We start from the raw sequence: 11,044 nt of genomic DNA on the forward strand, positions 1-11,044 counted from the left end.
TTCCCATAACCTTCACGCCAATGAAGGTTATTTGTCGTGCCTAGAAATTAGTATACCAATTTACCTGTTGCAGTCCAATACTAAAAGCTTGACAAGTATTAGCTGGTTTTTTCCTTGTTCGGCAATGAAGTTCTGCTGTTCGCGGCTTTCTGGCTCCCTGCCGGAGCGAACGCCTTCTACCTGCTCTTGTTGAAAAACTTCTTCGATGATCTTCATCATGAAATATTCGAAGCCGCAAGGATAGATGGCGCTTCTGACTGGCGAAGCTTCACCCAAATTGCTGTGCCGCTGTCCATTCCGATCTTCTCTACGATGGCCATTTTTATTTTCTCAACCGCTTGGAATGATTGGTTCTGGCCTTCGCTGGTGATGCACAATGATCATCGTTATCCACTGTCCACCGCCATCTATAAATATGTCATTCAAGCGAACAGGCTGGATGTGAATGTGAAATTCGCCCTTCTGACAATGGTCATGATTCCACCCATTATTGTATTCCTTACGTTCCAGAAATATATTATGCGAGGCTTGCATCTGGGAGGAGTCAAAGGCTAATGCTTCCCAATCCGAGAGCGTAATGCTGCACATGATCGCAATAGGAATACACCTCGTTAACCGGATAAGGGCTCCTATATGATGAGAACGTACTTTAAATTTGAATAGAAGAGGGGAATTAAACCATGCGTAGACACACAGTAACGATCATGTGCTTCGTTCTATTGTGCTCCATTCTGGCAGCTTGCAGCGGCGGTAACAAGAACAGCAGCACGAATGAACCGAAGCCGGAAGACACGGCAACGGTGAAGCCGGCGGAGCCAGAGAAAAGCGAGCCTCCACTCGAAGATATCACGCAGAAGAAAATTACCATCAGCATCTATTATCCATTGCCGGATCAAGTAGAGAACAGGAAGCTTGAGGACGACAAAATCAAACGCTTCACTGAGAAATATCCGAATGTAACGATCGTGCCAAGTGATTGGCATTACAATCCGGATGAGATTGGAATCAAGATGGCGGCGAACGAGGCGCCTACTTTTTTCAACACCTTCGCCACCGAAGCCAAATTCCTAGTAGAAAGAGGTTGGGCAGCCGATATTACCGAGCTGTTCAACAACTATGAATATAAGGACCAGATCAACCCTGTACTCCAGAATCAATTCAATATGGATGGTAAAGTATACGGTGTAACGCAAAAAGGCTATGTGGTAACGACGGTCGTCAACAAAAAAATGCTGGATGACAAAGGTGTAGCTGTCCCGCCGTATGAATGGACCTGGGACGACATGCTGACTACGGCAAAAGGCATCGCTGATCCGAAAAAGGGCATTGCAGGTATCGCACCGATGGGCAAAGGAACGGAAGCAGGCTGGAACTGGACCAACTTCCTATTCGAGGCTGGCGGAGACATCCAGACGGTAGCCGATGGCCAAGTAACAGCGGGTTTCCAGTCTGAGGCTGGTCTGAAAGCGCTTGAGTTCTATAACAAGCTAAGATGGGAAGCTAATGTTATTCCACAAGACTGGGCGCTTGGATGGGGCGATGCGGTAGGCGCATTCGCACAAGGCCGCACAGCGATGGTTATCGCAGGCGCAGAAGGCGTTCTAGAGCAAGCCTTGAACCAAGGCGGCATGAGAATTGAGGATGTACTCACATTCCCCATGCCTTCAGCTGAAAAAGGCGGCAAGCATACTGGCGTATTGGGTGGTGACTACTTGATCATTAATCCGAATGCTACCAAAGAAGAGCAGGAAATGGCATTCCGTTACATTACGTTTGATTACTTCTCTGATACAGGGCTAGAATCGTTGGAGAAAGACATTCAAGCACGTCAAACGGAAGGTAAGTTCTATTTTCCACCGCATATCAACTACTACAGCGCAGATTCGGAATATGGTAAAAAAGCGCAAGCGATCTTCGATAAATATGATAACGTCTACAAATATAATGATGAATCGAATAGCCTGCTAGACGGTAAGCCTGAAGCGCAATACAACACGCAGGACTACTACGCAGCAATGACCAACGTGCTCCAAGAGGTGTTTTCCAAGAAAGGTGCGGATTTGCAAGGACAGCTGGATAGCGCGGCTAAGCTTATGCAAGAGAAATTCTATGATGCGATAAAAGTAGAGTAAGTCATCCATGACTAATGGAAATTGAAAGGCTAGGGAATATTAAAATGGCTGTACGGGTTTACTGGAACCTGTACAGCCATTAACTTTTGCTGAGAAACGATAGCAGAGCGATGGACAGTCGGTCCATCGCTCTATATTTGTAGAAAGCATATACTAGAAGAGTCCGAAAACCTTTTTGCAACTATTTTTACGGTTCAGATTAACAACATCGTCCGTGCCTATCTTCAGGAGCTTTGCAAATAAGGCTTCCATACCGTGTTTAAGCTTATAGTCCATTTCCTCCTGATAGATCGGGATTAATGTGAAGAAGTGTATCACTTTTTCACTGGAAATCATCAAATTGAAGAACCCTACTTTATCTTCTATGTCTGGAAGTGCAAGCAGCATTCCTTGAAATTTCACGTCCTCACTATAAGGCTTAGCCTGTGTGCCGTTCGCAAGGGTGTGCCCCAGGTAAAGCCAGGTGCGATACTCATGCGGAAACCTTGCCGATGTTTTTAGTGCACGGATAGGCCAGTAATTTCGTTCATCTTTGAAGGCTTCGTCTGAAATTCTCCAAGTAGGAGGCAAGCAGATCATAAGCTCGGCGTAACGGTACTCCTCGGCTCCTTCCGGAACGCTCATTGGCAATTCACTCATTCCATAGGTAATCAAGGTATAAAAATTCCGTTCTGAAGTTGGTGAAGCTACTATAATATCAATTGATATTTGCTCTGACACAATTTCTTGAAATACACCTTCGATAGGACCAATATATTTTTCAACATGGGCATACAGTTTCTCGTAATTTTCTACTGAACGAACCATTTAATACCTCCATATTAAATATATTTATTCTCTTCCTTATATCGGTAGTCATTTGATCTATGGTTAATATTGAAATCATGTTTCTTTTATTTACTCATTTTGTGTAAACGGTTATATCTATAATTTACGGAAGATTATTCATTAAGTCGACGAAGGAGAAGAATGATGCTGCGAATAGATAAATAATAATAGCAAGAATACAATGCTATTATGTCATGTTCGCCCAGTGAATTAAGCGGTTGCACAGCTATAATTAAGGAAACAGACTTAAATTTATAAGTAGAGAGGATGTCATCCTATGTTTGCTGTAACTAAGCTTCGCTGTGAGTATAAAGATAATCCTATTGGGGTAGATGTAACGGCGGTTCCGAGAATAAGCTGGCAGTTAGCAGCGGATAGCCGGAGTTGCATGCAGTCTGCTTATCAGATCCAGTTATCCAAGGAAGCAGAATTCAAACAAATTCTGTGGGATACGGGCACAGTGAAGTCGGAGCAATCGATACATGTTGAACTGCGGGGATTGGCGATCGAAGCAAGAACCCGTTATTACTATCATGTCCGCGCATGGGATGCTGCCGGTGTACAGTCGGAGTGGTCAGAGGCAGCATGGTTTGAAACGGGGCTAATGCATCCAGCGGAGTGGCAAGCGGAGTGGATTAGCGCCCCTGCCGCTATTGGGGTACAAGGCTCTGAGGCTTGTCCGCAGCTGCGCACATTCTTCGAGGCGGCTGGACCCGTCGCGCAAGCAAGAATCTATGTGACAGCGCTCGGATTATATGAGCTGCAGCTGAATAACACGCGAGTAGGAGAGCATTATTTTACACCTGGGTGGACTAGTTATAGTAAGCGGTTGCAATATCAAGTGTATGATGCTACTTCGCTTCTGCAGGAGGGAACTAACGCTCTTGGAGCGCTGCTGGGCAACGGCTGGTATAAGGGCTATCTGGGATGGGACAATCGCAAGGAGATCTATGGCTCGAATACAGCACTGCTGCTAGAGCTTCACATCCGCTATGAGGACGGCTCTGAAGAGTATGTCTTGTCTGATCAGAGCTGGCAAGCTTCAGAGAGCGCGATTCGAATGTCGGATATCTATATGGGAGAAACCTATGATGCACGCTTGGAGCGGGATTGGAGCATACCGGCACAAGAAGGCTGGCATCAGGTGGAAGTGATCGAGCACACGAAGGAGATCATCGTCGCGCAGGAGAATGTGCCTGTGACCCAAGTGGAGCAGATTAAGCCTCTTGCACTGTTAACAACGCCGCAGGGTGACACCATCATAGATATGGGGCAGAACATGGTGGGCTGGGTGAAATTCCAGGTGCAAGGGGAATCCGGGCATACCGTGGAATTGCAGCATGCGGAGGTGCTCGATAAGGATGAGAATTTCTATTTGGATAACATTCGCAGCGCTAAGCAGCTTATAAGGTACACGCTGAAAGGTGGAGAGGTGGAAACCTATGAGCCTCACTTCACCTTCCAAGGCTTCCGTTATGTACGGATTACCGGCTTTCCTGAGACCGTGCAGCTGGAGGATTTCACAGGGATTGTTCTGCATTCTAATATGGAACGAACGAGTGAATTCGAATGCTCTGATCCACTAGTCAACCAGCTGCATCATAACATTCTATGGGGGCAAAAGGGTAACTTTCTCGATGTGCCTACGGATTGTCCACAGCGGGATGAGCGTCTCGGGTGGACTGGCGATGCACAAATGTTCATCCGTACGGCCTCGTATTTGATGAATACGGCTCCATTCTTCACGAAGTGGCTGCGGGATCTCGAAGCGGACCAGACACCAGAGGGCGGCATTCCGTTCTATATTCCGAATTTGCGGGTATCCTCAGCACCTGATTCGGTAGATAGCCATTCCTCCGCTGCTTGGGGTGATGCAGCCGTGATCTGCCCATGGACTATCTATGAAATGTACGGGGATACAAGGCTTCTTGCGGAGCAGTATGAGAGCATGAAGAAGTGGATTGCGTATATTCACAAGCAAGGAAGCAGCCCATTCCTGTGGAATACCGGCTTTCATTTCGGTGATTGGTTGGGGTTAGATTCGAAGACTGGCAGCTACGTCGGAGCGACAGATCGTGATTATATCGCCACGGCATTCTATGCCTATTCAGTCTCGCTCACATGGAAAGCAGCCGAAGCGCTTGATCAGAAGGCGGATGTGGACTATTATCGTGAGCTGCATGGAGAAATTGTTCGAGCGTTCCAGAGCGAATTCGTGACGCCTTCAGGACGATTATCCGTACCTACCCAAACGGCGCAGGTATTAGCATTGAAGTTCGGGCTGGTGGAAGGGACGGCGAAGGAACGAGCAATCCAGAAGCTTATTGATCTGCTGGTGGAAGCGGGTGATCATCTGACAACAGGCTTTGTCGGCACGCCTTACCTCAATCCAGTTCTTAGTGATAATGGCAACAATGCGCTCGCCTATCGGTTGCTCTTCCAGAAGGATTACCCTTCATGGCTCTATCAGGTGACGAAGGGTGCGACGACGATCTGGGAGCATTGGGATGGCATGAAGGAGGATGGAAGCTTCTGGAGCGCCAACATGAACTCGTTCAATCATTATGCTTATGGCGCTATCGGAGAGTGGTTATATAGCTATGTGGCCGGTATTGGAAGGGAAGAGTCGACGCCAGGATTCAAGGTGGTGCACATTCAGCCTCAGCTTGGTCCTGGGCTGGAGTATGTGAAGGCAAGCTTCGAAACGATGTATGGCAGCGTGAAGTCTGGTTGGAAGCAATCGGAGGATGGAGAGAGGGACATACATGTCACGATACCCGCCAATGCAACGGGTATTATCGTTCTTCCAGAGGCTGGGCTTGAAGGATTGCTCGAGAGTGGTGTCGCTGTTGAGCAGACATCTGGCATTCATTGCGTGGAGCAAGTAGAGAGCGGAGTAAAAGTTACAGTTGGGTCGGGAAGCTACAGCTTCAATTACCGGCTCTAACTTCCATTAATCAGGTAATCTCATAGGGGAATGATATCACAAAAACAGAGGGTCCGTACGCTTCCTGCGAACGGGTCCTCTCGTGCGTATGCGGTGCTATAGCTGGGAATCATTCATTGACTTTCTTCCTGCACAGCCCTATAATCACACTTATTAAAATAGTTATTAAAAGTTGTGTTCTAAAGGAGTGATAGCGATAAAGCCAATTTCCCACAATACCGCCCATGTGAAAAAACTGAATGTGGAGCTTGTGAAAAATACGTTAAAGTCGATGGAGGTTGGTACGAAGGCATCGATTGCAAGTGTCACCAAGCTAAGTGTAGCCACTTGCGGCACGATACTTAATGAGCTCCTGCAGCTTGGTGAAGTAGTGGAGACTGAGCTTGAAGAGCCGAATGGCGGTCGTCCGGCGAAGCTGTACAAATTCAATGCTGATCATTCTCTCGTCATCGGCCTATTGGTTAGAACAGAAGGCGGCATTCACTCCATTACCTATGTGCTGGCGAACTTGATTGGATACATACTTGAGGAGACAACCCAAGTGATGGATTACATCGATGAGGATATCATTGACAGTTCTATTGGAGCGATACTTGAGAAGCATGGCAATGTCCAAGCGATTGGAATCGGCATACCTGGTGTTGTCCACAACGGCATAATAGGGGTATGCGATGTGCCAGAGCTTGTTGGGAAACCGCTCGGTCCTCGGCTGAGAGAGAAGTACGGACTGGAAATAACGATCGAGAACGACATGAATCTGACCGTATATGGGTTTTATTATTTGCAAAATTATAAGGAAGACAAGACGTTCGCAGTGGTCACTTTTCCGAAAAATCATTTCCCTGGAGCGGGGTTCATCGTGGATGGACGGATACTGAAGGGAAATACGAATTTCGGTGGAGAGGTTTCTTTCTTACCGTTCGGAATGACTCGCGAGGAGCAATTAAGACAGCTGGATCATGATGAGGGTATCGTTCATCTCGCAATTCAGACCATAACGTCCATTATCGCCATTATTAACCCCGTATCGATAGCGATTACGGGAGAGCTATTCCGGCCGTCTCTTCTGGAGGCGGTGTACAAGGGCTGTCTGAAGGACATTCCGGAGGAGCATATGTGCAAGCTGTTCATTAAGAACAACACACAGCAAGAATACATTAAGGGGCTCGTCACAATGACGCTCGAGAGCTTGACCTATCATCTGCAAATGATCGAGAAAAGATAATTGAATCCTCGGAGGCTTATGAGATTGGAGAAAAGTGTAGAGAAAAAAGCAAGTAAGTTTAATAAAGTGTATGCCATGCAGCTGGCTACTATATTTCTGGGATTCGTGGTTTTCGGATTCTCTGAGAATATCAAAGGGCCAGCCATCCCCCGGATTCAATTCGATTTCCACCTGAATGAATCACAGCTGGGCACGTTATTGTCGCTCAATGCGCTAGGCTATTTGATCGCTTGTTCCTTTACCGCGTTCCTAACAAGGATATGGGGAATCAAGATCGTCAGCATTACGGCATTTGCAGCGATGATTGCTTCAGGGGTTCTCATTTTCTACTCCCATAGCTATCCTCTGTTCGCATCCTCTTATTTCTTAATGTATATCGGCAACGGGATGCTTGAGATTGCACTGGCCATTCTAGGGGCAAGGATTTTCGTGAAAAATACCGGTACGATGATGAATCTGACGCATGGCTTCTACGGACTCAGCTCCACAGTAGCTCCGCTTATCGCAACCGGCTTAATGACGGTGACCGTCTTCGGTCATACGATAGATTGGCGCGGCATGTATCTTATCATGCTGTCATTATCCCTTCTTCCTATCTTGTTCGCGCTCCGAAGCTCATTCCCTGGTGACGACCTCGCGCATGAGGATCGTGTTCCGCTCAAAACTTTAATGCGAGACCGGGCATTATGGTATATGGTCATCATTCTCTCATTTGGAGTAGTATCGGAGCTGGCGGTAGGCGGTTGGCTGGTTAATTTTCTGGAAAAGGCGTACGCATGGGAGACAGTTGAGGCATCCAGCATGCTGTCCGCATTTTTCTTGTGTTTTGCACTTGCGAGGCTCCTGCTGGGCCCTATAACAGATCGAATCGGATTCAATCTATCGCTGATGCTGTTCTCTGGTTTTTCTGCACTCTGCACATTCGCAGCCATTGCAGGTGGTGAGCGATTTGCCTTTCTATTCGCTACCGCAGGAATTGGCATTGCAATGATTTATCCAACGGTAATGGCTTTTATTGCAAAAAGATACCCCAACGGCACGGACACGGCCATCACATTCACGGTTACACTGATGGGGGTCGGAAGCGTTATTGGCAATTATGTCATTGGAATTGTCATTGAGCTCGTGAAGCAGCTCTATGGAGCAGATACGCAGCTTGGATTGACGCGAGGACTGCAGGCAGGCTATGGCTTCATCGGTCTATGCGCGGCCATATGTGCTGGATGCAGCTGGGTGTTATATCGTTTCTTGAAACGACGTCAAGAGCTAATCTAGCTTATAAAAGCAGGAAAATCCGCATCTTACACCAAGGTGCGGATTTTTTTTCCTTTTTTTCATATTCTACTTCATCTGTCGTAGTAATTGTGCTATACTGCAACTACTACGACAGATGAAGTAGAAGAGGAGGAACACCATTTGTGATCAGCAGTGATGTTATACGCGGCTACAATGATACAATGATCCTCTTCATGCTGCTGGCTGGGGAGTCCTATGGGTACGAGATTTCCAAAAAGATCAGGCAGCTGACACAGGAGAAATATGTGATGAAGGAGACTACGCTGTACTCTGCCTTCACTCGGTTAGAGAAGAACGGGTACATTGAATCCTTTTACAGGGATGAGAGCTTTGGGAAGCGGCGTACTTATTATCGAATTACTCCGCTGGGTCTCGCTTATTACAAGGATAAATGTGAGGAATGGAAGGTTACACAAGAGGTTGTTAATCAATTTATTAGGGAGTGATGAATAAGCATGGAGACAATTGAAGTCTATCTAGACAATATGTTTGCCACTCTGCCGAAGTCTCTGGAGCTGGAGCATCTGAAGCAGGATCTGCTCGCGGGAATGGAAGAGAAATACCATGAGCTGAAGCGGGAGGGGAAGACGGAGAATGAGGCGATCGGCATCGTCATCTCGGAATTCGGTAATATTGAGGAGCTGACAGCAGAACTGGGGATCCATCCGGAGGCAGGGCCAGAGGAGGCGGATCTGTCAGTGCCTATGCTGAAGGAAGAAGAAGCTTATACCTATGCGATTGCCAGACGCAGTGTCGGATTGTGGACTGGACTTGGCGTTGTTCTGTGTATGTGCGGAGTGGCATTGCTAATCTTCCTGGATACGTTTTTTGAGAACTTGGGCATTATGGCCGAGAACGGTTCAATGGAAGTGGGCCAGATGCTCGGACTTGTGGGTATGTTTGTACTGATTGCCATGGGCGTCGGTATGTTCATTCACAGTGGAATGAAGATGGAACGCTACAAGAGGCTCGATCAAGGCTTTCGTCTCCCTGATACGCTCAAGACGGAGCTTCTGCATAGTCAAGCTCGTTACGCGCCGACTTACCGCATTGCGATGATTACGGGCGTATGCTTATGTGTGCTGTCGCCAACTTTTATCTTCGCGGCTTCCATCATCAGCGATAACTTCATGCCATATGGAGTCGCTGCTTTTTTGCTGATTGCTGCTGTAGCCGTATTCCTGTTCATCTATTACGGGAATATGCAGGGAACTTATACGAAGCTGTTGGAGGAGTCAAGTTACGACGCTTAGAAGAAGGAAGAGGAACGGATTGCGGGAACAGTGGTATGGCCGTTGGCGACGGCGGTGTTCTTGTTCACAGGCTTCGTATTCAAGCGATGGGATATCAACTGGGTCATCTTCCCGATTACCGGCATCCTAATCGGTGTATACAACAATATTAATCGAACCCAGAAGCGTGACAATTCCTTATAATGAAATGCAAAAACTCTCGGATTAAAGCAGTCCGAGAGTTTTTGTTATATAAAGCTATTATTTATCAAAAAATTGATTGAACACTTCTTCTGCTTTCTTCTGGTCAGTCGAGACGGAGAACAGCACATAGCTGCCGTTGCGGATAATCTGGTAATCCTTCGCTAGATCATATTGATCCTGCAAGTAGTTCTCGAAGCTCTTCTGGATGGTTTCCGCACGCTTCTCGAAGCCGGCGGCTACCGCTTCATAATCTTGGTCCGACTTCAGCTTCACGACGGTGAACTCTGCAGCCTGAATCATAATCATTGCTTGATTGAAGGAGAAATCCTCCAGTTGAGTCTCTGGGTTAATCCCGTAGCCGTCTTGAATTTGAGAAGCTTCGAGCTCTACCAGAGCCCCCATTTCGATTTCTTCCTTTAGCTTGGTTATGATCTGGGAGGCTGTCACTTCTAGAACGGGCTTCTCAGTTGGCTTAGGTGTGGCGCTTGGTTTGACTGTTGGCCTCGGAGTAGCTGACGGTATAGGTGTAGGAGTAGGAGTAGCCATAGGCTTCTTGGTTGGCTTAACAGCTTCCGGTTTCTTCGTTGGTTTAGGCGTTGGCTTAGGCGTTACAACAGGAGCTGTCGTTGCTTCGTTCTCCTTAGGCTTCGTTGTTGCGGCAGCTGGCGTAGTAGTAGCAGCAGCTGGTGTATGGGTAGGCTCGGGCTCGTCTGTTGGTGAAATAGTAGGCTCAGCCGTTGGTACTACCGTTGCCTCAGGTGCAGTGCTCTCCTCCACTGGCGGCACAGTTACTTCTGGCGAGACCGTTGCCGAAGAGGCTGAAGAATTATTATCTGTCTTTGGGCTTGCGCTGCTGCAGCCAACTACAGCAAGTGTAACGGTTAAAGCAAGAATAGTTATATAAATAAATTTATAATTACGCCTAGACATTCGCATATCTCCTTTATGTATAGTTGTATAAGTAGACGGAATGGGTGATGATAATGTTTCATTAGCTATATTTATCAATTTTTAGTCTAGAAAGGACTGGTGAAGAAATGAATTTTATGCAAGTAAGGAGCCCGAAGAGGGGTCTGTCAATAATTTTGTGTAAACTCATTTATAAGGATTCCCCCGAGGGGGAATTTTCCTTTTAGCGTAGGTGCTTACCAACCCGTTCCGGGAAGAAAACGGAGAGTTG

The 11,044-nt window shown here is 47.0% G+C and carries 11 protein-coding genes; 9 read left to right on the forward strand and 2 right to left on the reverse strand.

What is annotated here, in order from left to right:
- The first annotated feature begins 102 nt into the window (after window positions 1-102).
- Window positions 103-555, forward strand: coding sequence for a carbohydrate ABC transporter permease (locus tag AC6ESP_RS29195; protein ID WP_497100306.1), 453 nt, complete (start codon window positions 103-105; stop codon window positions 553-555).
- Between the two features lie 125 nt (window positions 556-680).
- A complete protein-coding gene (locus AC6ESP_RS29200) occupies window positions 681-2,132 on the forward strand; it encodes an ABC transporter substrate-binding protein (protein WP_497100296.1) in 1,452 nt (483 codons plus the stop codon).
- Window positions 2,133-2,285: 153 nt separating this feature from the next.
- Here AC6ESP_RS29200 and AC6ESP_RS29205 read toward each other — a convergent pair whose 3' ends face one another.
- Complete coding sequence (locus tag AC6ESP_RS29205; RefSeq protein ID WP_497100298.1) at window positions 2,286-2,939, reverse strand: suppressor of fused domain protein; 654 nt, start codon at window positions 2,937-2,939, stop codon at window positions 2,286-2,288.
- 298 nt (window positions 2,940-3,237) lie between these two features.
- Between AC6ESP_RS29205 and AC6ESP_RS29210 the strand changes: the two genes are divergently transcribed.
- The 6 genes from AC6ESP_RS29210 to AC6ESP_RS29235 all read left to right on the forward strand — a co-directional run bounded on the left by AC6ESP_RS29210 (window position 3,238) and on the right by AC6ESP_RS29235 (window position 9,864).
- Window positions 3,238-5,907: a family 78 glycoside hydrolase catalytic domain gene (locus AC6ESP_RS29210; RefSeq protein ID WP_497100299.1), complete on the forward strand. Its 2,670-nt coding sequence runs from the start codon at window positions 3,238-3,240 to the stop codon at window positions 5,905-5,907.
- Between the two features lie 196 nt (window positions 5,908-6,103).
- The gene (locus AC6ESP_RS29215; protein WP_497100307.1) at window positions 6,104-7,132 is read left to right on the forward strand and encodes an ROK family protein; all 1,029 of its coding nucleotides are present in this window, start codon (window positions 6,104-6,106) and stop codon (window positions 7,130-7,132) included.
- Between the two features lie 75 nt (window positions 7,133-7,207).
- The gene (locus AC6ESP_RS29220; protein ID WP_497100308.1) at window positions 7,208-8,407 is read left to right on the forward strand and encodes an MFS transporter; all 1,200 of its coding nucleotides are present in this window, start codon (window positions 7,208-7,210) and stop codon (window positions 8,405-8,407) included.
- A 143-nt stretch (window positions 8,408-8,550) separates the two neighbouring features.
- A complete protein-coding gene (locus AC6ESP_RS29225; RefSeq protein ID WP_497100300.1) occupies window positions 8,551-8,874 on the forward strand; it encodes a PadR family transcriptional regulator in 324 nt (107 codons plus the stop codon).
- Between the two features lie 9 nt (window positions 8,875-8,883).
- Complete coding sequence (locus tag AC6ESP_RS29230; RefSeq protein WP_497100302.1) at window positions 8,884-9,681, forward strand: permease prefix domain 1-containing protein; 798 nt, start codon at window positions 8,884-8,886, stop codon at window positions 9,679-9,681.
- Between the two features lie 30 nt (window positions 9,682-9,711).
- Window positions 9,712-9,864 (forward strand): hypothetical protein, encoded by a 153-nt coding sequence (locus AC6ESP_RS29235; RefSeq protein WP_497100303.1) that lies wholly within the window; start codon window positions 9,712-9,714, stop codon window positions 9,862-9,864.
- 57 nt (window positions 9,865-9,921) lie between these two features.
- Here AC6ESP_RS29235 and AC6ESP_RS29240 read toward each other — a convergent pair whose 3' ends face one another.
- Window positions 9,922-10,266, reverse strand: a complete 345-nt coding sequence (locus tag AC6ESP_RS29240) for a DUF4358 domain-containing protein (protein WP_497100304.1) — start codon at window positions 10,264-10,266, stop codon at window positions 9,922-9,924.
- A 19-nt stretch (window positions 10,267-10,285) separates the two neighbouring features.
- On the opposite strand from AC6ESP_RS29240, the gene AC6ESP_RS29245 reads away from it, so the two are divergent.
- Window positions 10,286-10,768 (forward strand): hypothetical protein, encoded by a 483-nt coding sequence (locus AC6ESP_RS29245; protein WP_497100305.1) that lies wholly within the window; start codon window positions 10,286-10,288, stop codon window positions 10,766-10,768.
- The last annotated feature ends 276 nt before the right edge of the window (window positions 10,769-11,044 follow it).

The organism is Paenibacillus xinjiangensis (genome assembly GCF_059686975.1).

Coding starts and splice junctions, on each gene's coding strand:
- AC6ESP_RS29200 (WP_497100296.1), top strand. CDS start 681: ATGCGTAGACACACAGTAACGATCATGTGCTTCGTTCTATTGTGCTCC.
- AC6ESP_RS29205 (WP_497100298.1), bottom strand. CDS start 2,939: ATGGTTCGTTCAGTAGAAAATTACGAGAAACTGTATGCCCATGTTGAA.
- AC6ESP_RS29210 (WP_497100299.1), top strand. CDS start 3,238: ATGTTTGCTGTAACTAAGCTTCGCTGTGAGTATAAAGATAATCCTATT.
- AC6ESP_RS29220 (WP_497100308.1), top strand. CDS start 7,208: ATGCAGCTGGCTACTATATTTCTGGGATTCGTGGTTTTCGGATTCTCT.
- AC6ESP_RS29230 (WP_497100302.1), top strand. CDS start 8,884: ATGGAGACAATTGAAGTCTATCTAGACAATATGTTTGCCACTCTGCCG.
- AC6ESP_RS29240 (WP_497100304.1), bottom strand. CDS start 10,266: ATGGGGGCTCTGGTAGAGCTCGAAGCTTCTCAAATTCAAGACGGCTAC.